The organism is Actinomadura scrupuli (genome assembly GCF_050971785.1).
GTDB classification, from domain to species: domain Bacteria; phylum Actinomycetota; class Actinomycetes; order Streptosporangiales; family Streptosporangiaceae; genus Actinomadura_E; species Actinomadura_E scrupuli.
The window spans coordinates 184,793-206,846 of record NZ_JBPCCU010000005.1 but is presented as its reverse complement, the minus strand read 5'-3'; the positions used below and the strand labels follow the sequence as shown (position 1 = coordinate 206,846).

General features: G+C 73.0%; 19 protein-coding genes. 11 read left to right on the top strand and 8 right to left on the bottom strand.

All coding sequences use genetic code 11. The features are described 5' to 3' along the window. Window positions 1-11: 11 nt before the first annotated feature. A complete protein-coding gene (locus ACRYCC_RS23545; RefSeq protein ID WP_433815370.1) occupies window positions 12-419 on the bottom strand; it encodes a hypothetical protein in 408 nt (135 codons plus the stop codon). Between the two features lie 2 nt (window positions 420-421). After that, a complete protein-coding gene (locus ACRYCC_RS23540) occupies window positions 422-841 on the bottom strand; it encodes a hypothetical protein (RefSeq protein ID WP_433815368.1) in 420 nt (139 codons plus the stop codon). Window positions 842-1,042: 201 nt separating this feature from the next. Between ACRYCC_RS23540 and ACRYCC_RS23535 the strand changes: the two genes are divergently transcribed. From ACRYCC_RS23535 to ACRYCC_RS23505, 7 genes are all read left to right on the top strand, one after another. Continuing rightward, window positions 1,043-2,221 (top strand): sensor histidine kinase, encoded by a 1,179-nt coding sequence (locus ACRYCC_RS23535; RefSeq protein WP_433815366.1) that lies wholly within the window; start codon window positions 1,043-1,045, stop codon window positions 2,219-2,221. 70 nt (window positions 2,222-2,291) lie between these two features. Beyond that, window positions 2,292-3,056 (top strand): LytR/AlgR family response regulator transcription factor, encoded by a 765-nt coding sequence (locus ACRYCC_RS23530; RefSeq protein ID WP_433815364.1) that lies wholly within the window; start codon window positions 2,292-2,294, stop codon window positions 3,054-3,056. Then, the gene (locus ACRYCC_RS23525) at window positions 3,053-3,424 is read left to right on the top strand and encodes a hypothetical protein (RefSeq protein ID WP_433815362.1); all 372 of its coding nucleotides are present in this window, start codon (window positions 3,053-3,055) and stop codon (window positions 3,422-3,424) included. The genes ACRYCC_RS23530 and ACRYCC_RS23525 overlap by 4 nt, the downstream gene beginning before the upstream one ends. Next, entirely contained in the window at window positions 3,421-4,920 is a 1,500-nt protein-coding gene (locus ACRYCC_RS23520) for a sodium/solute symporter (RefSeq protein WP_433815360.1), read from the top strand. Before ACRYCC_RS23525 ends, ACRYCC_RS23520 begins: the two co-directional genes overlap by 4 nt. Window positions 4,921-5,068: 148 nt before the next feature. After that, window positions 5,069-5,455, top strand: a complete 387-nt coding sequence (locus tag ACRYCC_RS23515; RefSeq protein ID WP_433815359.1) for a DUF485 domain-containing protein — start codon at window positions 5,069-5,071, stop codon at window positions 5,453-5,455. After that, on the top strand, window positions 5,452-7,050 hold the full coding sequence (locus tag ACRYCC_RS23510) for a solute symporter family protein (protein WP_433815357.1): 1,599 nt from the start codon (window positions 5,452-5,454) through the stop codon (window positions 7,048-7,050). The genes ACRYCC_RS23515 and ACRYCC_RS23510 overlap by 4 nt, the downstream gene beginning before the upstream one ends. Before the next feature lie 105 nt (window positions 7,051-7,155). Next, window positions 7,156-7,533, top strand: a complete 378-nt coding sequence (locus ACRYCC_RS23505) for a cupin domain-containing protein (RefSeq protein WP_433815356.1) — start codon at window positions 7,156-7,158, stop codon at window positions 7,531-7,533. Window positions 7,534-7,651: 118 nt separating this feature from the next. Here ACRYCC_RS23505 and ACRYCC_RS23500 read toward each other — a convergent pair whose 3' ends face one another. The 4 genes from ACRYCC_RS23500 to ACRYCC_RS23485 form a co-directional block, all read right to left on the bottom strand. After that, window positions 7,652-8,761: a VldE C-terminal domain-containing protein gene (locus ACRYCC_RS23500; RefSeq protein ID WP_433815355.1), complete on the bottom strand. Its 1,110-nt coding sequence runs from the start codon at window positions 8,759-8,761 to the stop codon at window positions 7,652-7,654. A gap of 177 nt (window positions 8,762-8,938) precedes the next feature. Further along, window positions 8,939-10,552: a fibronectin type III domain-containing protein gene (locus ACRYCC_RS23495; protein WP_433815353.1), complete on the bottom strand. Its 1,614-nt coding sequence runs from the start codon at window positions 10,550-10,552 to the stop codon at window positions 8,939-8,941. Window positions 10,553-10,622: 70 nt separating this feature from the next. After that, a complete protein-coding gene (locus ACRYCC_RS23490) occupies window positions 10,623-11,648 on the bottom strand; it encodes a fatty acid desaturase family protein (protein WP_433815351.1) in 1,026 nt (341 codons plus the stop codon). Window positions 11,649-11,788: 140 nt separating this feature from the next. Next, on the bottom strand, window positions 11,789-12,562 hold the full coding sequence (locus ACRYCC_RS23485; protein ID WP_433815349.1) for a crotonase/enoyl-CoA hydratase family protein: 774 nt from the start codon (window positions 12,560-12,562) through the stop codon (window positions 11,789-11,791). A 138-nt stretch (window positions 12,563-12,700) separates the two neighbouring features. On the opposite strand from ACRYCC_RS23485, the gene ACRYCC_RS23480 reads away from it, so the two are divergent. From ACRYCC_RS23480 to ACRYCC_RS23465, 4 genes are all read left to right on the top strand, one after another. Continuing rightward, window positions 12,701-13,822 (top strand): DUF2637 domain-containing protein, encoded by a 1,122-nt coding sequence (locus ACRYCC_RS23480; RefSeq protein ID WP_433815347.1) that lies wholly within the window; start codon window positions 12,701-12,703, stop codon window positions 13,820-13,822. A 97-nt stretch (window positions 13,823-13,919) separates the two neighbouring features. Continuing rightward, window positions 13,920-14,612 carry a DnaE2-dependent mutagenesis accessory factor ImuA' gene (gene imuA' / locus ACRYCC_RS23475; protein WP_433815345.1) on the top strand — a complete coding sequence of 231 codons (693 nt, stop codon included), beginning with the start codon at window positions 13,920-13,922 and terminating at the stop codon, window positions 14,610-14,612. 37 nt (window positions 14,613-14,649) lie between these two features. Continuing rightward, window positions 14,650-16,203 (top strand): DNA polymerase Y family protein, encoded by a 1,554-nt coding sequence (locus ACRYCC_RS23470; RefSeq protein ID WP_433815344.1) that lies wholly within the window; start codon window positions 14,650-14,652, stop codon window positions 16,201-16,203. 98 nt (window positions 16,204-16,301) lie between these two features. After that, complete coding sequence (locus ACRYCC_RS23465) at window positions 16,302-19,604, top strand: error-prone DNA polymerase (protein ID WP_433815343.1); 3,303 nt, start codon at window positions 16,302-16,304, stop codon at window positions 19,602-19,604. Window positions 19,605-19,712: 108 nt separating this feature from the next. On the opposite strand, the gene ACRYCC_RS23460 is transcribed toward ACRYCC_RS23465, so the two are convergent. Next, a complete protein-coding gene (locus ACRYCC_RS23460; RefSeq protein ID WP_433815342.1) occupies window positions 19,713-21,062 on the bottom strand; it encodes a lipase/acyltransferase domain-containing protein in 1,350 nt (449 codons plus the stop codon). 263 nt (window positions 21,063-21,325) lie between these two features. Further along, entirely contained in the window at window positions 21,326-22,036 is a 711-nt protein-coding gene (locus ACRYCC_RS23455) for a CAP domain-containing protein (RefSeq protein ID WP_433815340.1), read from the bottom strand. Window positions 22,037-22,054: the final 18 nt, after the last annotated feature.

The following is a 22,054-nucleotide window of genomic DNA, read 5'->3' as shown; positions in this document are numbered from 1 at the left end:
CCGGCGGGGTCTCAGCCGGTGGGGGTCTGACCCCAGACCACGGCCACCTGCTCGGGTCGCTGCGGATCCACCCGGATCGCCAGTGCCGTGCCCGGCCGCAACTGACCCATCCCGGTGATGGGCACCACGCTGCTCAGGGTCACAGGGTACGGCGGCCGGCCGGCCGCCATGACCAGCAGATCCAGCTCGACCAGCGGGTCCGAGTTGATCCGGCTGCCGGTGTCGCGGACCGCGGTGAGGGAGGCGGTCGCCGCCACCCCGGTGGCGACCAGCCGGCCCGCGGCGTTCTGCTCGGCCAGCCGCGCGTTCATCGACCGCATCATCTGCACGCCGTTGCGGGACTGCTGGACCGGGTCGAAGGTCTTGCCGATCTCTTTGGCCTGCCGGTTGATCTGGAGCAGGGAGCGGATGAATCCCATGATCAGACCTGCGCCTGCTGGTAGAGCCGGCCGAACTGCGTGGCGAGCTGCATGTCGCCCTTGAACCGGGCGTTCCAGGTCTCGGTCGCGCGGGTCCAGACCACCGAGTCGATCCCGAGGGACCGGACGTACCCGGCGAGCCCCGCCTGGTCGAGGCCCTGGGTCGCCGCGACCTTCGACACCTGGGCGTACCGCTCCAGCGTCACGCCCTCGACCGGGGCGAGCCGCGGATCGCCCGCCGCGACGTCCGCGGCCTGCGGCACCGCCGCGTAGGAGCCGCCGAACCCGGCGCCGGCCTGGAACTGCTGGGCCTGCTGGGCCTGCTGCTGGGCGTTCTGCTGCAGCTTCTGCGCCTCGGCGATCATCGAGGGCGCCTCGTTGACCATGCCCACCATGTCCTTGAACTGTTTGAACATTCCCATGATCGTTCCTTTCGGGTGACCGGCTGTTCCGATACCGGTAGTCAACCGCGCACCCCCTGCCGGGCACCTGAGCAACGAGTGCTCAGATCTCCGGCCCGGGTTGCTCAGCACCCCGCGTCCGCCCGGGTGCCATCGTGCCGATCCGGCACTATCCGGCACTATCCGGTCGCGGCCGGGCGGCCTGCGGTTAACGTGTCCGGCGTGGAAGCGATCGTCGCGGTGCTCGTGGTCGTCACCCTGGTCGGGGCACCGGGGCTGATCCTGCGCAGGATCCTGCAGGGGCGGACCGATCTCGGCGGCCCGGTGGACCGGGCCACGTTCGAGACCCTGCACACGGCCTCGCTGGCGGCCCCTCCGCTGCGGTCCGGGCTGACCGCCCCCGGGACGCAACGGGCGGCCCGGCACCTGCGGGTGCTGCTCGGCTCGGCCGCACTGGCGATCACCAACGCGGAGCGGCTGCTCGCCTGGGAGGGAGCGGGCGAGTCGCACGCCGAGGCCGCCATGCGGCACGCCGAGGAGACGCTGACCAGCGGGCGCACGCGGGTGCTCGGCCCGGAGGTGGTGGCCTGCGACGACCTCGACTGCCCGATACGGCACGCCGTCGTGGTGCCGCTCACCACCGACGACCGCATCGTGGGGACGCTCACCGCCTACGGCACGCAGTCCTCCGCGGGACTGGTGCGCGCCACCGAGGAGGTGGGCCGCTGGGTCGACGCCCAGCTCGAGCTGGCCGAGCTCGACCGGTCCCGGACGCTGCTGATGGAGGCCGAGGTCCGGGCCCTGCGCGCGCAGATCTCGCCGCACTTCATCTACAACTCCCTCACCACGATCGCCTCGTTCGTGCGCACCGACCCGGAGCGGGCCCGCGAGCTGCTGCTGGAGTTCGCCGACTTCACCCGCTACTCCTTCCGCCGCCACGGCGACTTCACCACCCTCGCCGAGGAACTGCGCAGCATCGACCGCTACCTGCTGCTGGAGCGGGCCCGGTTCGGTGACGAGCTCCAGGTCACGCTGCGCATCGCCCCCGAGGTGCTGCCGGTGGCCGTGCCCTTCCTGTGCATGCAGCCACTGGTCGAGAACGCCGTACGGCACGGGCTGGAGGGCGCTCCCGGCCGGATCACGATCCTCGCCGAGGAGGCGGGGGCCGAGTGCGTGATCAGTGTGGAGGACGACGGCGCCGGCATGGACCCGGAGCGGATGCGGCGGGTGCTGGCCGGCGAGGCGCCCGACGGGGCGGGGATCGGGCTGGCCAACGTGGACGAGCGGCTGCGCCAGGTGTACGGGGACGCCTACGGGCTCGTCGTGGAGACGGCCGTCGGCGCCGGGATGAAGGTCAGCCTGCGGGTGCCCAAGTACCGGCCGGGGGTGTCGGCCACGTGACGGCGTTGACTTCCTCGGAACGATTCATCACTCTCTAGACAATTCACTTGCGGTGGGTCGAGGAGGAACGGTGCCGGGTCTTCACGTCCTCGCGGTCGACGATGAACTCCCCGCCCTCGACGACCTGGCGTACATGCTGCGCACCGATCCCCGCATCGACGAGGTGAGCACCGCCCGGGACGGCGCGGCGGCGCTGCGCTGCCTCGACCGGGCGCTCGCCGACGGGCATCCCGTCGACGCGGTGTTCCTCGACATCCGGATGCCGGGGCTGGACGGGATCGTGCTCGGGCGGCTGCTCTCCCAGTTCGCCAGCCCGCCCAAGATCGTCTATGTGACGGCCTACGACGGCCACGCGGTCGACGCCTTCGAGATCAAGGCCGAGGACTACCTGCTCAAACCGGTACGGCCGGAGCGGCTGGTGGAGGCGGTCCGCCGGGTCTCCGAGCGGGGCTCGGGGCACGCAGCCGGGGGATCCGGGGAGCCCGCCGAGCCCGAGTCGGTGCCGGTCGAGCTGTCCGGCGTCACCAGGTTCGTCCTCGCCACCGAGGTGCACTACGTCGAGGCCCAGGGCGACTACGCCCGGCTGCACACCGCCTCGGGCAGCCATCTCGTCCGCATCCCGCTGGCCGCCCTGGAGGAGCGGTGGCGCGACAGCGGGTTCGTCCGGATCCACCGCAGCCACCTGGTCTCCCTGCACCACATCGAGCACCTGCGCCTGGACTCCGGCCGCTGCACGGTACGGGTGGCGGGCGCTGAGCTGCCGGTCAGCCGCCGGCACGTCCGCGAGCTGCGCGACCTGCTCGTACGGCGGGCCCGCCGGGGGGTCCGGCCGTGACCGACCGGGCCCGGCGGGTCACCGTCACCAGCCCGCGCACCCGGGCCGCCGCCCGGCCCCGGTATCCGGTCACCCAGGAGATCGACGAGCAGACCCGGCTCGGCGAGGTCTACATGAGGTCGCTCATACGGTCGCAGCTGCGGCTCGCGCTGTTCGTCTGCACGGCGCTGGCCTGCCTGGTCGGCGGGCTGCCCCTGGTGTTCATCCTCGCCCCCCGGCTGCGCGAGACCCGGCTGCTGGGCGTACCGCTGCCGTGGGCGCTGCTGGCCGGCCTGATCTATCCGATGTTCGTCGGCTGCGCCTGGTGGTACGTACGGCAGGCCGAGCGCACCGAGCGGGACTTCGCCGATCTCGTGGACCGCCAGTGAGCTCTTCGTACGGGCTCGCGGCCGTGGGGCTGGTCGCCGTCACGACCCTGCTCATCGGCGCCTTCGGGCTGCGGCTCTCGCGCACCACCTCCGACTTCTACGTGGCCTCCCGGGCGGTGTCGCCGCTGTGGAACGCCTCGGCCATCGGCGGGGAGTACCTCTCGGCCGCCTCCTTCCTGGGCATCGCCGGGCTCATCCTGGTGCACGGCGCCGACATGCTCTGGCTTCCGGTCGGCTGGACCGGCGGCTACCTGATCCTGCTGGTGCTGGTCTCCGCCCCGCTGCGGCGCTCAGGCGCCTACACCCTGCCGGACTTCGCCGAGGCGCGACTGGAGTCGATGCGGGTGCGGCACGCCGCGAGCGTGCTCGTGGTGCTCATCGGCTGGCTGTACCTGATGCCGCAGTTCCAGAGCGCCGGGCTGGTGCTGCACACCCTGACCGGGGCGCCGGTGTGGGCGGGCGGGCTGCTGGTCGCCGTCGTCATCGCCGTGAACGTGCTGTCCGGGGGGATGCGCAGCATCACCTTCGTGCAGGCCTTCCAGTACTGGGTCAAGCTCACCGCGCTGGCCGTCCCGATCGTCTTCCTGCTGCTGGCCTGGCGGACGGACGGCGCGCCGCGCATCACCGACCGGCAGTGGCTGCTGCCGCTGGAGGGCTCCCGCGCCCACCCGATCTACGCGACGTACTCGCTGATCCTGGCGACCTTCCTGGGCACCATGGGCCTGCCGCACGTGCTCGTCCGCTTCTACACCAACCCGGACGGGCGGACGGCGCGCCGGACGACCCTGGTGGTGCTGTCGCTGCTGGGCGCCTTCTACCTGCTGCCCGCGCTCTACGGGGCCCTGGGCCGGCTGTACGCGCCGGACCTGATCGCGACCGGCCACAGCGACGCGGTGGTGCTGGCCCTGCCCGCCCGGATGGTGGGCGGAACGGCCGGGAACCTGCTCGGCGCCCTGGTGATGGGGGGCGCGTTCGCGGCGTTCCTGTCCACCTCCTCGGGCCTCACGGTGTCGGTCGCGGGCGTCCTGGCCCAGGACATCCTGCACGGCGGCGTGCGGTCCTTCCGCGCGGCGACGCTGCTGGCCGTCACGGTGCCGCTGCTGCTGGCGACCGCGGCCCGCGCCCTTCCCGTGGCCGACGTGGTCGGGCTGGCCTTCGCCGTGGCGGCCTCCACCTTCTGCCCGGTGCTGGTGCTGGGCGTGTGGTGGCGGCGGCTCACCGATGCCGGGACGCTCGCCGGGCTCTTCGCAGGCGGCGGCCTGGCCTGCGCGGCGGTGGCCGGGACCATCGTGATCGGGCCGCTGGGCGGCTGGCCCGGCGCGCTGCTGGCCCAGCCGGCGGCGTGGACCGTGCCGGTCGCGTTCGGCGTGATGGTGACCGTGTCGCTGCTGACCCCGGGCCGCGTCCCGGCGGGGGTCGCGCGCACGATGGTGCGGTTGCACGCCCCCGAGGTGCTGGACCTCGACCGCGGTGACTGGCGCCCCCGGAAGGCCTGACGACCGTTCGTCGCCCCCGGACGACCGTTCGCCGCAGCCTGGGCTCGAACGGACGCACGCCCCGGCGGCTGGGCGACGGCCCTCTCCTCACCAACGGCATCCGCCCCTACCGTATGCGTGATTCACATCACATCTCCGGGAGGTCTGCGTGACCGCTGTACACGACGGGGCGACCGATTATCAACAGATCCAGGAGACGAGCGACTTCCAGGAGCTGCGCCGGAGGTTCCGGGCGTTCGCCTTCCCGACGGCCGTCGCGTTCCTCGCCTGGTACCTCCTCTATGTCGTGCTGTCCGGGTGGGCGCACTCCTTCATGGGCACCAAGGTGCTGGGCAACCTCAACATCGCCCTGGTGCTGGGCCTCCTGCAGTTCGTCTCGACGTTCCTGATCGCCTGGCTGTACTCGCGGCACGCCGGGGCCAAGCTCGATCCGCTGGCCGCCAAGCTGCGCGCCGACGCCGCCGGCACCCCCGACACCACCGGCACCACCCCCGCCGCCGAAGCCGTCGCCGACACCCAGGAGGACGCCCGATGAGCAACGAGGCGCTGTCCATCATCCTCTTCCTGGTCTTCGTCGCGGCCACCCTCGCGATCACGGTGTGGGCCAGCAGGCAGACCAAGACCGCCACCGACTACTACGCCGGCGGCCGCTCCTTCTCGGCGGCGCAGAACGGCCTGGCGATCGGCGGCGACTACATGTCGGCCGCGTCCTTCCTCGGCATCGCCGGGATCATCGCCCTGTACGGCTACGACGGCTTCCTCTACTCCATCGGCTTCCTGGTCGCCTGGCTGGTCGCGTTGCTGCTGGTCGCGGAGCTGATGCGCAACTCCGGCAAGTTCACGATGGCGGACGTGCTGGCCTTCCGGATGAGCCCGCGTCCGGTGCGCACGGCGGCGGGCGTCTCCACCATCGTCGTCTCGATCTTCTATCTGCTCGCCCAGATGGTCGGCGCGGGGGCGCTGGTGGCCCTGCTGTTCGGTTTCGAGAGCGACAGCGCGAAGGCGCTCACCATCGCGGCGGTCGGCGCACTGATGATCATTTATGTCACCGTCGGCGGCATGAAGGGCACCACCTGGGTGCAGATCGTCAAGGCGGTCCTGCTGCTGACCGGCGCGGCGCTGGTCACCCTCCTGGTGCTCGGCCACTTCCACTTCAACCTCTCCACCCTCTTCGGCGACGCCGCCGAGCAGAGCGGCAAGGGCGCGGCGTTCCTGGAGCCCGGCCAGCGGTACGCCACCGAGGCACAGGGCCTCACCGGCAAACTCGACCTGATCAGCCTGGGTCTGGCCCTCGTGCTCGGCACCGCCGGCCTGCCGCACATCCTCATCCGCTTCTACACGGTCCCGACGGCCCGCGACGCCCGCAAGTCCGTCAACTGGGGCATCGGCATCATCGGCGCGTTCTACCTGCTCACCCTGGTGCTCGGCTTCGGCGCCGCCGCCCTGGTCGGCAGCAAGGAGATCGCCAAGGCCAACCCGGCCGGCAACACCGCCGCTCCCCAGCTCGCGGAGAAGATCGGGCAGATCATCTTCGGGGACACCGGCGGCACGATCCTGCTCGCCGTGATCGCCGCAGTGGCGTTCGCGACGATCCTGGCCGTGGTCGCCGGTCTCACGCTGGCGTCCTCCTCGTCGTTCGCCCACGACCTGTACGCGCACGTATTCAAGAAGGGCGACGTCAAGGAGAAGGAGGAGCTCCTCGTCGCGCGGATCGCGGCCCTGGTCATCGGTGCCGTCGCCATCGTCCTGGGGATCTTCGCCCAGAAGCTCAACGTGGCCTTCCTGGTCGCGCTGGCCTTCGCGGTGGCCGCGTCCGGCAACCTGCCGGCCATCCTCTACAGCCTGTTCTGGAAGCGGTTCAACACCTCCGGCGCGGTGGCGGCGATCTACGGCGGGCTGGGCTCGGCCGTGTTCCTGGTCATCTTCTCGCCGGTGGTCTCCGGAACCCCGAAGGCGCTGTTCACCGGCAGCGACTTCCACTGGTTCCCGCTGGAGAACCCGGGGCTCGTCTCGATCCCGTTCGGCTTCCTGTGCGGCTGGCTCGGCACCGTGCTCAGCAAGGAGTACAACGCGGCCAAGTACGCGGAGATCGAGGTCCGCTCGCTCACGGGCCTCGGCGCCGAGAAATGAGCTGACGGCATCGCCCTCGATGGCCGCCCGCCAGGGTCATCGAGGGCGGTGCCGTCCCATGCGGCGTTTCCCCTGGTGGCCGGCGCCCTGTTAACGTCACCCCTCGTGACGGAGAAGGTGTACGTCGGCAACGCGGGCGTGGACGCCGCGGGGGACCGCGGCTGGCTGCTGGGGCACTTCAAGCCGGCCGGCGACGCCCGGCACAGCGAGGACGTCGAGATCAAGTGGGGCGTCCACCCGCCCGGCGACCGCCGAGCCCAGTGGGTCGCCGGGGAGAAGCGCACCGCCCTGCTCATCCTCATCAGCGGGCGGTTCCGGGTGGAACTGCCGGGACGCAGCGTGCTGCTGGCCGAGCAGGGCGACTACGTCGTCTGGGGTGAGGGCGTCGACCACTCCTGGTACGCCGAGGAGGCGTCGGTGGTGATGACGGTCCGCTGGCCGTCCATCCCGGGCTACGCCGTACCCGCCGAGCCCCAGGGCTGAGCACTTCACGCGGCGAGCCGCGTACACCGGCCCTTCAGCCGCCGGGACGGAAGTCCCGGCGGCCCCTACTCGTCCCGTTCCGTACGCGGCCGGACGTCCGGGAGTGCGGCCGGCGCTGTCAGTAGACCGAGACGTGCACGTGGTCGTAGTGGTTCTGGGTGATGCTGCCCCGGTCCCCCATCGGCCGCCAGGTGCCGCCCGGACTCCAGATCCGCTGCCGCCAGATGACGTACTTGACGCCGAGCCGGGCGGCGTTGGCGATCGTGTAAGCGGCGACCTGGTCGCCGTGCGCCATGCGATCGGCGGCCGGCATCTGGCCGCCCGTGCTCTCCATGAAGTCGCAGGCCCGGCCGGTCCCGTGGTCCTGCGGATCACCGGGCCGGAAGCAGCCGATCACCACGAAGGGGCCCACCCGGGCGTCGATCTCCGTCCGTACCGCCCGCATACGCTCGGTGACCTGGTCCCCGATCACCGGTGACCTGGCGGTGGCGACGCGCAACGGCTGCGCGAACCCGGCGGGCACGGCCCTGCGCCGCGCGGGGCCCAGCGGCGCGATCTTCGCCTCGCGCGGCACCAGGCGCCGGATGGCGCTGCGCAGCTTCGCCGGGTCCGCCCGCGGCGCGCTGACGATGAGCGCGTTGCCGCCGGGCAGCCCGAGGGTACGGGCCTGGGCGTGCGAGACGACCGCGTCGACATCGGTGATCCCCATCGCCGCGAGGGCCCCGACGCGGGCCCGCGCCGAACGCGACGCGCTGCCCGCCGCGACCGTACCGCCCAGCGGTGCCGTCCCGTCCTGCCCGACCGACGGCGAGACGACCAGGTCGCCCGCGGCCACGTTCCGCCACAGCGGGTCGGACTCGGCCACCGGCCGCGGCGTGAGGGCGCGGAAGGTCGACGGGTCGACGCCGAGCACCCCCACCGGCCTGCCGCCCACCATCGTGCGCGCGGCGTCGACGACCTCGACCGCGACCACCCCCTTGGCCCGCCGGACGCGCCGGATCGCCGCGGCGGGCAGGGTGGAGCTCGCGGCCACCAGCAGGCTCGGCGTGAACCGCCTGCCCAGCGGCGCGACCTGGGCGGCCGCCGGCACCGAGAGCCCGGCGGGGACGGCCGGCTCGGCCGGAGGGCCGGGCCGCCCCGGACGGCTGAGCACGGCGAGGTCGGTGGCGATCGTCAGCATCAGCGCGACACCGATGACCACGGGCGATCTGCGGTTGACCGTGCGCACGCCTTCTCCCCGAAGGTAACCGGATCCGGACTGTGACCGAACGTGGAGGATGTCATCCGCCCGGCGCCGAACACAAGGCGGCCGAGGTCCCGGTGCGGTGCCGACGATGGGCGGCCGATCTGGATGGACCCCGGAGTGGACGGTGGCCCGGCCGCCGCGACGGCCCGGGCATTCCGGTCAGGATGGTTCCGTGTCCGGGCGACGGCGGTGCGCCAGGTACGCCCCCGTACCCGCGGCGACGGTGACGGCGGCCGCCGTGCCCGCGACGGCCAGCGCGGTCCCGGAGACTCCCGCGCCCGCCGCGCCCGCCGCGCTCGCCGAGCCCGCCGCGCTCGCCCGCGCCCGGCGGGTGTTGGCGCGGGCCAGCGTGACGGTGTCCAGCGCGCTCCCGTCGGGGCGCCGCGCCCGGACGGTCATGGTCGATCTGCCGTCGCCCGGTCGCACCCGTACCGACAGATAGGAGAAGCCGGGGTAGCGCGCCCGCGACCAGGTGACCTGCTCCTTCGTCGGCCGGCCGGGCTCGGACCACAGCGTCGCGGTGCCGCCGGGCCGGAACCCGTCCAGGGCGATGCCGCCGCCACCGGCCACCACGTACGTCGTGCCGTGCACGGCCGGCCACACCGTGGACCCGGAGGCTGCCGACGTGACCGGTGCCCCGGCGCGCAGCGGGTCGGTCCGCTCGTAGCTGTGGTTGTGGCCGTTGACGACCAGGTCGACGGTGTACTCGTCGAACAGCGCCGTCCAGGCGGCACGCACCCCGGCGTCGGAACCGTGCCCCACGCAGGACGCGTACGCGCACTGGTGGAAGAACACCACGATGAAGTCGACCTCGGGGTCGGCGCGCAGCCCGGCCAGCGCCCGGCGGAGCCACTCGGTCTGGGCACCCTCGCTGTAACCCCGGTTGGTCGCCAGCTCGTAGGTCACGTCGTTGGCGTCCAGGCTGACCACGCCCACGTTGGAGTACCTGAAGGTGTAGACCGCCGGGCACTGCGGCGGGCCGTTGCCCGGCAGCGCGAAACGCCGTCGCAGCCCGCCGTACCCGTGGCCGTCGTACACCGGCTCCATCTCGTGGTTGCCGCTGGCGACCATCCACGGGACCGTACTGGCCGCCGCGTCGATCTGCTGGAAGTAGCGATCCCAGCGCCCGGGCTTGTACGCCTGCGCGAGCAGGCCCTTGCCGTCGGTCTCGGCGTAGGAGATGTCACCGGCCAGCAGATGGAAGGCCGGCCGTTCCCGCACGACGGCCGCGGTCACCGCGGTCGCCGCCTCGCTCACCCCCTGGTCGCCGAAGGCGGTGAAGGTGAAGGGGGCGGCCGAGCCGCCGGCCGGCGCGGTGGCGAAGGTCGCGTCCGCGCCCTCCAGCCCGTCGTGCTCGACCCGGTAGTGGTAGGTCGTGCCGGGCCGCAGCCCCTCCAGGTCGGCGCGGACGTAGAACTGGTCGTGCACCGAGCCGTCGGGCAGGCGGGCCCGCAGCGGGGTCAGCTCGGCCTCGACGACCGTGCCGTAGCCGGTGTCGGTGCCGAGCCGTACCCGGGGCCGGGCGACCGCCGCGGCCACCTGCCAGCTCACCCGCATCTGCCGCAACGGATCGGCGCCCATCGCCAGCCAGCGGCCGGTGACGGGCGCCGCCGCCGCGGCGGTGCGGGTGAGCAGCGTCGGACCCGCCGCGAGCGTGGCGGCGCCCACGGCGGCGGTGCGCAGGAAACCTCGCCGGGTCAGGCCGTAACGGAGCAGCTCGTGACGCTCTGCCATGGTCATCCGCTCGAACTCCGCGGCGCCCACCCTGCCCATCCCGGCCCCCGATCGGCCCGGATCAACACCAGGATCGAGCCTCGGAGGACGGTAGCAGTCCGTTATGCCACTATTCGACCCGAAGTGGAGCGGCGACGTCGTGCAGATGACGCAGCGCCAGCCGGTACGACTCCACCAAACCGGTCTCGACGTACGGCAGGCCCACCTTGGCGCAGTGCTCGCGCACCATCGGCTGGACCTTGCGCAGGTTCGGGCGCGGGATGCTGGGGAACAGATGGTGCTCGACCTGGTAGTTGAGGCCGCCCAGGAACCAGTCCGTCAGGCGGCTGCCGCGCACGTTGCGGGAGGTGAGCACCTGCCGGCGCAGATGGTCCCAGCGCTCGCCCGGTCCGGGCATCGGCATGCCCTTGTGGTTGGGCGCGAAGGCCATCCCCAGGTGCAGGCCGAACAGCGCCTGGTGGAGCAGCAGGAACACCACGGCCTTGCCCGGGCTCATCAGCGTGAAGGCCAGGGTCAGGTAGCCGATGGCGTGCACGACGAGCAGGAGCCCCTCGACGGTCCCGTCCTTGCGTCCCCGGTCCTTCAGCCCCTGGATGCTGTTGACCTGGAGGCTGAGGCCCTCGAGCAGCAGCATCGGGAAGAACAGCACGGACTGGTGGCGGGTCAGCCAGCCCAGCACGCCCCTGCGCCCCACGGCCTCGCCCGCGGAGAAGACCAGGGCACCGGTGCCGACGTCGGGATCCTTGTCCAGGTGATTGGGGTTGCCGTGGTGCCGGTTGTGCTTGTCGTTCCACCACCCGTAGCTCATGCCGATCATGAGGTTCCCGAGCAGGAGGCCCAGCCAGCGGCTGGTCTTCGCCGAGTCCGAGATCTGCCGGTGACCCGCGTCGTGCCCGAGAAAGCCGGTGCGCGCCGAGATCGCGGCGGCCGGCACGGCCAGCAGCAGTGACCACCAGGAGTCGAACAGCGCCAGGCCGACCCAGATCGCCGCGGTGGCGAGCACGTTCGCGGCGATGGCGCAGGCGTAGTAGCCGTTGCGGCGATCCAGCAGCCCGCTGGCTCTCACCTGCTGGGCCAAGGGGGTGAAATCACTGCCGGCCGGTCCTTTTCGGGGCGCGGCCAGGGTTTCCGGCATACGGTTCCTCCACTTCGGGGCGGGTGTGTGCCCTGACGGTATGTGGTCAAGGCCACTCCTGACGCCACACTGTGGAGCCAGATGGAGTATCACTCCCGAGACCTAGCTCCCAGGTCTCAAGATCAGCGCGGTCCCCGGGCTCAGAGCTGGGAGAAGTCGCCGTGCCTGCCCGCGCCGCCCGCGAACCGGGCGGCTCCGGTCATCGCCTCGCCGAGGGCGGTCATCCCATGCCGCAGCTCACCGGCCATCGCCTCGCCCTCCGGCAGCCCGGCCTGGTCCAGCACCGACATGCGGTCCGACCGCAGGCAGGTCTGCGGGAAGCGGGCGATCTCCGCCGCCAGCAGCTCGGCCTCCGCCCGTGCCGCGCCCGGCGGGACGAGCCGGTTCACCAGGCCGATGTCGTACGCCTCCGGCGCCGGCACCGCGCGTCCGGTGAGGATGAGGTCCATCGCGCGGCTCTCCCCGATGAGACGCGGCAGGCGTACGGTGCCGCCGTCGATCAGGGGCACTCCCCAGCGGCGGCAGAACACCCCGAAGACGGCGTCGGACTCGGCGACCCGCAGATCGCACCAGAGCGCCAGCTCCAGCCCGCCCGCCACCGCGTGCCCGCTGACGGCGGCGATCACCGGCTTGGACAGCCGCATCCGGGTGGGGCCCATGGGGCCGTCGCCGTCCTCGCCGACCCGGTTGCCGCGCTCGGTGCCGATCGCCTTGAGGTCGGCGCCGGCGCAGAACGTGCCGCCCTCCCCCCAGAGCACTGCGACCGACGCCTCCGGGTCCTCCTCGAAGGCGCGGAAGGCGTCGGCGAGCGCCGCGGCGGTGGGGCCGTCGACCGCGTTGCGGACACCGGGCCGGGACATGACGACGGTCGTCACTGGGCCGTGACGCTCGGTACGGATCGCCTGCTCGTCCATGGACGACCTCCTCTGCCCCAGGCTTCCCGGTACATATCACACGTACCTTACGATCTTGGACAATCTCCTACGAGACCGGTGACGAGGGGATACTCTGCACGAGTTTCTGCAGCGAAGAACCTAATGGGAGCACGCCATATGAGCGCCGCCAGCAAGGCGCGAGCCCTCACCCGGTGGGGAGCGGTGAGCTTGATGGCCGCCGCGGTCCTGACGGCGACCGGAGGCGGTTTCGCCCAATCGTACGCGGGGCTGTACCACTGGGCTCTCGAGCACGGTCTGCACGGATGGAAGGCCGAATCCTTCCCGCTTCTGGTCGACCTGTTCATCATCGTCGGCGAGCTGGGGCTGTTCCTGCTCGCGCTCGACGCCTTCGTCCTGCACCGCCGGCAGCTGATGAGCTGGCTGGACTTCTGCCTGCCCCTGTTCATCGCGCTGGCGGGGTGGACGGCGAGCCTCATCTTCAACGTCGGCCATGTGGTCCAGCGGGAGTTCTCCTACCAGGCGACGGCCGCGGTCCCGCCCATCGTGTCGATGCTGGGGCTGTTCGTGCTGTTGCGGACGTTGCATCGCTATGTGGCCACCCAGGCGGCCAACCAGGCCGCGGCGGAGGCCGAAGCCGAGGCCGCCGCCACCGCCGAGCAGCGCGCCATCGCCCCGGTCACCATGCAGCACATCACGGTGATGCCGCTGCGCCTGGTCGGCCAGCCGCAGCCCGGCACCACCCGGCCCCGGCCGCTGCCCGCGGCCGAGGGCGAGCCGGCCTCCCCGGGCGTGGCCACGGCCGCGGGCACCACCACCGCCGAGCGCGCTCCCGTGGCCTCGACCATCTCCTGGCCCGCCAACGGGAAGCACGCGGCCGCCGAGCGGCTGCAAACCGCCGCGGCCCGCTCCGGCCTCAACGGGCATGCCGGCGGTGGGGACCCCGCCGCGCTCTGGCCCGACGACGACCCCGAGCCGGAGCCACGGCCGCAGCCCGACCCCGAGACCATGCGCCAGATCGTCATGAAGACCCTCGGCAGGCACCACGGCGACGTCACCGCGACCTGTGACGACCTCGCGGCCGAGGGCTACGCCATCGACGAGGCCGAGGTGCGCAAGGCCCGGGAGAACCACTGGTTCCCCTACGCCGTCTTCCGGCTGATGTCCAAGCACGGCGGCGACCGCGACCTCGTCGGGCAGGAGCTCACCGAGCGGGGGATCGAGTACGACTCCCGGAGCCTGGCCGACCTCGCGCGCTCGTGGCGGCCACCGGCCGACTGACCGTACGGCAAGGCCGGACCCCGAGCTCTCGGCTCGGGGTCCTTTTTTTCGCCTTGATCGGGCCGCTACCAGGCCGGACTTGACAGAGGTCGAACTCATGTTCGACGCTGTGCCTGTGAGCGGGCTGATGGACCGGGTGGGGCCGCTGAGCGCGCCGGCCGAGGAGGATCTCGTGCCGGTGCTGCCCGCGTTGCGTCCCGTGCTGCCCGGCGGCGGCCTGCGTCCCGGCACCGTGGTGTGCGTGGACGGCCCCGGGGCGGGCTCGCTGGGGCTGGCGCTCATCGCGGGGGCCTGCCGTGATCCGCTGGCGCCGGGCGGCGGCTGGTGTGCCGCCGTCGGGCTGCCGGAGCTCGGGGTGCTGGCGGCCACCGGGATGGGCGCGGACCCGGCCCGGCTGTTGCTGGTCGACGAGCCGGGCGATCGCTGGCCCGACGTCCTGGCCACGCTGTTCGAGGCGGTCGGGCTCGTCCTGGTGCGGCCGCCCCACCGGCTCGCGCCGGGCGTGTCGCGCCGGCTCACCGCGCTGGCCCGCAGGCACGGCTGTGTGCTGGCGGTCGCCGGCGACTGGGCGGGCGCCCAGCTGCGGCTGCGCGCGGACACCAGCGAATGGACCGGCTTGGGAGACGGTCACGGCCAGCTGACCGGCCGCCGCACCCGGGTCGTCGCCGAGGGCCGCGGCGCCGCCGCCCAGGGCCGCGACACCTGGATCTGGCTGCCCGGCCCCGACGGCCTCGTCACCCCCGCCGCACCCCCCGCCACCAGGCCCACCCACCTCGATGTCGTCGCATGAGCAGGCGCGCGGTGACTGGACTGAGCGGAGCGAGGCCATGAGCACCGATAGAACTCTGGTCCTGTGGTGTCCGGACTGGCCGGTGACGGCGGCGGGGATCGACGCGGCGACCCCGGGGATCGTGCTGGAGAAGGAGCGGGTCGCGGCCTGCTCGGCGGCGGCGCGGGCGGCGGGCGTGCAGCGGGGTCAGCGGCTGCGGGACGCGCAGCGTCGCTGTCCCGTCCTGGTGGTCCGGGAGCGTGACCTCGGTGCGGAGGGCCGGTTGTTCGAGGGGGTCGCGGCGGCCGTCGCCTCGCTCACCCCGCGGGTCGAGGTCGTACGACCGGGGGTGTGCGCCATCGCCGCGCGGGGGCCGGCCCGGTTCCACGGTGGCGAGGAGGCGCTGCGCATTCTCGTTCAGGACGCCGTCGTGGAGTCCGGTCACGACGGTGGGGTGGGCATCGCCGACGGGCTGTTCGCCGCCGGCCTGGCCGCCCGCACGGCGCAGGGCGGGGTCGTCGTGCCGCCGGGCGGATCGGCGGAGTTCCTCGCCGCTCATCCGCTGACGGTGCTGGAGCGCCCGGAACTCACCGACCTGCTGGTGCGCCTGGGCATCCGGACGCTGGGAGAGTTCGCCGCGTTGCCCGCCGGGCACGTCGCCGGGCGGTTCGGCGCCGACGGGGCGCTGGCGCACCGGCTGGCCTGCGGGCTGGAGCCCCGGGCGGTCGCGCCGCGGACGGCGACCGCCGACCTGTCCGCGCAGGTCGAGTTCGACCCGCCCGCCGCCCGGGCCGACCAGGTCGTGTTCGCGGCCAAACGGCTCGCCGACCGGCTGCACGAGGGCCTGGCGGGTGCGGGGCTGACCTGCGTCCGGCTCGCCGTCGAGGTCACCTTCACCGACGGCCGGGTCCAGGAGCGGCTGTGGCGGCACGACGGGCGGCTGTCCGCGCTCGCCGTCACCGAGCGGGTCCGCTGGCAGCTGTCGGCCTGGCGACCCGAGACCTCGCCGGACGCGGCCGGGGGGCCGGCCCCGGAGCTCGGCGCCGAGGGCGGGGTCTGCGCGCTCGCCCTGGTCCCGGATCAGCTGGTTCCCGACGAGGGCCGCCAGGAGGCCCTGTGGGGCCAGACCGACGTGACCGACCGGATCGCCCGCGCGGCCGACCGGATCCAGGCGATGCTCGGCCATCAGGCGATCACCCGTCCGGTGCTGACCGGTGCCCGCGGGCCGGGCGAACAGGTCATGCGGGTGCCCGTCGGCGACGTCCCGCCCGGTCAAGCCGCCGATGGGCCCTGGCCGGGCCGGGTCCCCGCACCCGCGCCCGCAGCCGTACCGCCCGCCCCGCTGCCGGCGAGCGTCACCGACGCGGCCGGTGCCGTGGTGAGCGTCAGCGCCCGGTGCGCGGTGTCCGGGCCGCCCGCGCGGGTCGCCGTCGCCGGCCGGCCCGCGGAGGCCGTCACCGCCTGGACCGGGCCGTGGCCGGCGAGCGAACGCTGGTGGGATCCCGAGCACACCCGCCGCCGGGCCCGTTTCCAGGTCGTCACCGGCGACGACCGCGCCTATCTGCTCATGGTCGAGGGCGGCCACTGGTTCGCGGAGGCCGTCTATGACTGACCGGCTGCTCCATACCGGCGGGTCCGGGCCGCGGTGCGCTCCCCGGCGGGCAGGCGCCGACCGGGCGGGAGCAGGCGCCGACCGGGCGGGAGACGGCGATGGGCTGGGATAACCGGCCGATCCCGTGGCGGGAGTTCGAGCGCCGGCTCTCGTGGAAGGGCCGGGGCCCCGGGGAGGCGGCCGGTGTCCCGGCCGGACCGGAGCCGGCCGCCGCGCCCGTTCCGGAGCGGCCGGGCGTCGACCGGCGGCCGCCACGGGAGCACGGCACACCGTGGGCCGAGCTGCACTGCCACTCCTCCTTCAGTTTCCTCGACGGCGCGAGCCATCCCGAGGAGCTGGTGGACGAGGCCGTACGGCTGGGGATCGAGACGCTGGCCATCACCGACCACGACGGGATGTACGGCGCGGTCCAGTTCCACCGGGCGGCGAAGGAGGCCGGGATCGGCACGATCTACGGTGCCGAGCTCAGCCTGGAGCTGCCCCGCCCGCAGACCGGCGAGCCCGACCCGTACGGCCGGCATCTGCTGGTGCTGGCCCGGGACGCGGCGGGCTACGGCCGGCTGTGCTCGGCGATCACCACCGCCCAGCTGAACGGCGGGGAGAAGGGCCGTCCGGTCTACGACCTGGAGGCGCTGGCCGGTGCGCACGACGGGCACTGGGCGATCCTGACCGGCTGCCGCAAGGGCCTGGTGCCGGCGGCGCTGGACGGCGGCGACCCGGACGCCGAGCTGCGGCGGCTCATCGGGCTCTTCGGCCGTGACAACGTCCACGTCGAGCTGATCGACCATGGCCTGCCGGGCGACGACGCCCGCAACGACCGGCTCTTCGAGCTGGCCGGACGGGCCGGGGTGGGCGTGGTCGCGTCCAACAACGTGCACTACGCCGCCCCCGGTGCGCCGGCCCGGCTGGCGCAGGCGCTGGCCTCGGTGCGCTCCCGGCGCAGCCTGGACGAGATGGTCGGCTGGCTGCCCGCCACCGGCACCGCCCACCTGCGGTCCGGTCCGGAGATGGCGGCCCGGCTGGCCCGCTTCCCCGGCGTACGAGAGCGGACCGTCGAGCTGGGCCGGGACTGCCGCTTCGGCTTCGAGGTCGTGGCGCCCAGGCTGCCGGACTGGCCGGTGCCCGAGGGCCACACCGAGGCCGGCCTGCTGCGGAAGCTCACCTTGGAGGGGGCACTGCGGAGGTACGGCCCGCCGGACGCCGAGCGGACCCCGGGGGCGTACGCGCAGATCGCCCGGGAGCTGGACATCATCGAGCAGCTCGGTTTTCCCGGCTACTTCCTGATCGTGCACGACATCGTGGCCTTCTGCGAGGACGCGAACATCCTGTGCCAGGGGCGCGGCTCGGCGGCCAACTCGGCGGTCTGCTACGCGCTCGGCATCACCGGGGTCGACGCCGTCCGCCATCGGCTGCTCTTCGAGCGGTTCCTGTCCCCCGGGCGGGACGGGCCACCGGACATCGACCTGGACATCGAGCACCGCCGCCGCGAGGAGGCCATCCAGTACGTCTACCGCAAGTACGGACGCGACCGTACGGCCCAGGTCGCCAACGTCATCTCCTACCGGCCGCGGATGGCCGTGCGGGACTCCGCCAAGGCGCTGGGCTACTCCCCCGGGCAGCAGGACGCCTGGTCCCGCCAGGTCGACCCCCGTGACCCGGTGGGAAGCGAGGTCGACATCCCGCGGCCGGTCACCGAACTGGCGGGCAGGATGCAACGGCTGCCCCGGCATCTGGGCATCCACTCCGGCGGGATGGTGATCTGCGACCGGCCGGTCGGGGAGGTGTGCCCGGTCGAGTGGGCCCGCAAGGCCGACCGCAGCGTCCTGCAGTGGGACAAGGACGACTGCGCCACCGCGGGCCTGGTGAAGTTCGACCTGCTGGGGCTGGGCATGCTGGCGGCCCTGCACGACACGTTCGACCTGGTCGCCGAGCATCACGGCACGCGCTACGACCTGCAGTCGATCCCGCCCGGCGACGACGAGGTCTACGAGATGATGTGCGACGCCGACACCGTCGGGGTCTTCCAGATCGAGTCCCGGGCGCAGATGGCGACCCTGCCCCGGCTGCGTCCGCGCGACTTCTACGACCTCGTCGTCGAGGTGGCCCTGATCCGGCCGGGCCCGATCCAGGGCGGCTCGGTCCACCCCTATCTGCGCCGCCGCGCCGGCCTCGAGGAGCCGGCGATCCCGCATCCGCTGATGAGGAACGCGCTGGAGCGGACGCTGGGCGTGCCGCTGTTCCAGGAGCAGATGATGCAGCTGGCGGTGGACTGTGCCGGCTTCACCCCGGACGAGTCCGACCAGCTGCGCCAGGCCATGAGTTCCAAGCGCGCTCCCGAGCGGATCGAGCAGTTGCGGCGGCGTCTCCTCGACGGCATGGCCGCCAACGGCATCCCGCCGGAGGTGGCCGAGGAGACCTACGAGAAGATCCTCGGGTTCTCCAGCTTCGGGTTCCCCGAGTCGCACGCGCAGAGCTTCGCGCATCTGGTCTATGTCAGCGCCTGGCTGAAGCGGCACTATCCGGCCGCCTTCACCGCGGCACTGGTCCGCAACCAGCCGATGGGCTTCTACAGCCCGCAGTCGCTGGTGGCCGACGCCCGCCGGCACGGCGTCACGGTCCGGGGCGTGGACCTCAACGCCAGCGGCGTGCTGCCCGTCCTCGAAGAGCACCTGCCGGTGGACTCCCGGCACCCGCATGCCCCGGCCACGCCGCAACCCGCCATCCGCCTCGGGCTCTCCGGCATCCGCAACCTCGGCACGGACGTCGCCGAGACGATCGCCGCCGGCCGTCCCTACCGCGACATGGAGGATCTGGCCCGCCGCGTCCCCCTGCCCGCGGCCGCCTTCGAGGCGCTCGCCACCGCCGGGGCGTTCGACTGTTTCGGCCTGTCCCGGCGGTCCGCGCTGTGGGCGGCCGGCGCGCTGGCCGGTGTCCGGCCCGGGCAGCTTCCCGGGATCGTCCCCGGCACGGTCGCACCCGCGCTGCCCGCCATGACCGTGATCGAGGAGACCCTCGCGGACCTGTGGGCCACCGGCATCTCGCGCACCCATCCCGTCGCGCATGTCCGGCCGCTGCTCGACGAGTACGGCACCGTGGCGGCGGCCGGGCTGGCGGAGATCCCGGGCGAGACCAACGTGGTCGTCGCCGGGCTGGTCACCCACCGGCAGCGGCCGCCCACCGCGGGCGGCATCGTCTTCCTCAGCCTGGAGGACGAGACCGGGATCATCAACGTGGTCTGCCCGCCCGTCGTGTGGGAGCGCCACCGCGGCATCGCGCTGGACGCCCAGGCCCTGCTCATCACCGGCCGGCTGGAACGGGCCGACAACGTCACCAACGTCCGCGCCACCCGGCTTCGCCGCCTCCCGGTGCCGGGCAAGGTCAAGGCCCGCAACTTCCATTGACGTGCGTGCTCACGACGGGCGTGCTCGCCGGGTGCCCCGGCGAGGGCGCCCGGCCGGGGCACGAGGGTGGCGGGTCGTGCCCGGGCCGGAGTGGTGCGCGCGGCCGGGCTAGGAGTAGTCGTCGAACGTCGCGGTGACGACGTGGGTGTCCGACGGCCAGTTGGGTGTCGCGAGCCGGGCCGTCCCGCCGTCGCCGCCCCGCTGCCGGGACTCCAGCGTGACGGTGCCGTCCGGCCCGGCGGGGACGTACAGGTCGACCCCGGTGATGAAGGGCAGGCCGCCGAGCAGGCCCGGTGTCGTCGTCACATGGGAGACCCCATCGGACCTGGCGTCGAACGCCATGATGTCGATCGCCCGCTTGGCACGCGGGGTGATCGTCGAGTTGAGGATGCCGGTGCCGTTGACGGTCAGGGTGTCGTTGCCCGCACCCTGGTCACCCCACCATTCCTTGTTCCGGTAGATCGACAGGGCGACGTGCCGGCGGTCGTGCTCGATGAGCAGGTCGACCCCGGTGCCGGGATCGGTGCTGAGCAGCCGGATTCCCAGGTCGGTGCGGCGGAACGGCTGGAAGTACTGATGGTGGACCTGGGGGCTGCCGTTGTGCGAGATGGCGAACTCGTAGGAGGCGGTGCCGCTGGCCGGGAACGGGCCGAACGAGCCGTCTCCGGAGAGCGGTTGGCTGGCCACCGGCGCGGCACCGGTCCGCCGGCCGGTGGCCGAATCGACCGTGTACACGTCGAGCCGGCCGTTGCGCACGCCGACGTTGCTCGGAAACGACACCGCGCGCCCGGCGAGCTGGATCTGCCCGAACTGCGGGACGACCTCGGTGGTGGCCGGCGCCTTCCCGGTGAGGAACGTGTAGGCCGCCGTGAACGTGGCCTCGGAGGACGTCGTCTGCACGTGCGACTCGTTGGGCGAGTACACGTTGGTGGCACCGGTGATGGACCGGGTCTGGTCGCCCTCTCCCCAGATCGCCAGGGTGGGCACACCGCCGGGCGGGGAGGTGGCGGTGGCGCCGTCGATGTTGACGTAGTGGGCGACGTTCGCCGCCCGCGACGCCGAGCTCTTCAGGTAGTCCTGCGACATCGTGGTGCCGAGCGAATGCCCGACCAGGTCGACCTGGTCGGCGCCGGTCCGGGCCTTCAACCGGGCGATCCGCTGGTCGAGCTGGGTGAAGACCTGGTCCGAGGTGTTGTTGAGAAAGAGCGAGTCGTACTCCTGGGACTCGATGCGGTCCGCCGGGTAGCCGTTGCCGGCGAAGCGTTTGGCCTGGGTCTCCCACTGGCTGCCGGAGCCGAAGAACCCGTGGACGAAGACGATGGGCCGGAGCGTGGCGGCGGCCGCGCGGGTGGGCGACGCGGCGCCGGCAGGGGTGATACCGGCGGCGGTGACGCCGATGACCGCGCTGGACAGGATGGCCGCGGCCGGCAGGCAGAACGGCCTTCGGGCTGATCTCATCAGGTTCGCTCCTCCGAACGAGTGGATCTCGCTGGTCAGGTACGCCCCCGTACCATCGCGGTCCCGGCCCGGGCAGGGTGAACGGATGGCCTTCGTTCCGCTGCAACGTACGGCCGGACGGCCGGGACGGCTACGACGGCAGCCGCAGGATCGTGCCCGGCGACTTCGTCGAGAACCTCACACCCGCCCGGGCGGCAGGACGCTCACCGGCACCGGAACCCGCCGCCGCTGCGGTGCGGGATCGCGCGAGACCCGGAGGGGACTCAGATCCAGCCGAAGTCCTGGGTCCACCAGGGACCACCGGAGCCGGTGTGGACGCCGACGCCGAGGGCCTTCAGCTTGCAGTTGAGGATGTTGGCCCGGTGGCCGGGGCTGTTCATCCAGCTCTGCATGACGGCCGCCGGGGTGGGCTGGCCCATGGCGATGTTCTCGGCGCCGGGCTGGGTGTAGCCGGCTCGCTTGATCCGGGTCCAGGGCGAGGTGCCGTCCTGGGAGTTGTGGTCGAAGTACTTGTGCACGGCCATGTCGGTGGAGTGCGCGCGAGCGGCGTTGGCCAGCCGGGAGTCACCGCGCAGGGGCGCGCAGCCCTGCTTGCCGCGCTCGGTGTTGGTCAGCGCCAGGACCCGCTGTTCGAGCGCGCTCATCCCGCCGGTCGCCGTGGCGGCCGACGTCGTCTTCTTCTTGCCCGTGGCCGGCGCGGAGGTCTTGGCCGTGGGCTTCGACGGCCCGACCCGATGCGGAACGGGGGCTCGCGAGGACGCCGCCGGCGCGGGCGAGGGGACGGTGGCGGCGGGGGTGGGGCCGCCGCCCGGGTCGGAGGCCGCCGAGGGCTCGCTCGGCTGCACCGAGGTGGAGGCCGAGACCGGGGCACCGTCGTCCGACGTCACCTGCTGGACCGCGACCGCGCCGCCCGCGACCAGGGCCGCGGCGGCGCTCACGGCGAGGACGAGACCGCCTCTGCGCCTCCCGGACATGATGCCTCCCACGTTTTA

Coding starts and splice junctions, on each gene's coding strand:
- ACRYCC_RS23495 (WP_433815353.1), bottom strand. CDS start 10,552: ATGGGCAGGGTGGGCGCCGCGGAGTTCGAGCGGATGACCATGGCAGAG.
- ACRYCC_RS23465 (WP_433815343.1), top strand. CDS start 16,302: ATGGGCTGGGATAACCGGCCGATCCCGTGGCGGGAGTTCGAGCGCCGG.
- ACRYCC_RS23480 (WP_433815347.1), top strand. CDS start 12,701: ATGAGCGCCGCCAGCAAGGCGCGAGCCCTCACCCGGTGGGGAGCGGTG.
- ACRYCC_RS23460 (WP_433815342.1), bottom strand. CDS start 21,062: ATGAGATCAGCCCGAAGGCCGTTCTGCCTGCCGGCCGCGGCCATCCTG.
- ACRYCC_RS23510 (WP_433815357.1), top strand. CDS start 5,452: ATGAGCAACGAGGCGCTGTCCATCATCCTCTTCCTGGTCTTCGTCGCG.
- ACRYCC_RS23455 (WP_433815340.1), bottom strand. CDS start 22,036: ATGTCCGGGAGGCGCAGAGGCGGTCTCGTCCTCGCCGTGAGCGCCGCC.
- ACRYCC_RS23540 (WP_433815368.1), bottom strand. CDS start 841: ATGGGAATGTTCAAACAGTTCAAGGACATGGTGGGCATGGTCAACGAG.
- ACRYCC_RS23470 (WP_433815344.1), top strand. CDS start 14,650: ATGAGCACCGATAGAACTCTGGTCCTGTGGTGTCCGGACTGGCCGGTG.
- ACRYCC_RS23490 (WP_433815351.1), bottom strand. CDS start 11,648: ATGCCGGAAACCCTGGCCGCGCCCCGAAAAGGACCGGCCGGCAGTGAT.
- imuA' (WP_433815345.1), top strand. CDS start 13,920: ATGTTCGACGCTGTGCCTGTGAGCGGGCTGATGGACCGGGTGGGGCCG.
- ACRYCC_RS23545 (WP_433815370.1), bottom strand. CDS start 419: ATGGGATTCATCCGCTCCCTGCTCCAGATCAACCGGCAGGCCAAAGAG.
- ACRYCC_RS23485 (WP_433815349.1), bottom strand. CDS start 12,562: ATGGACGAGCAGGCGATCCGTACCGAGCGTCACGGCCCAGTGACGACC.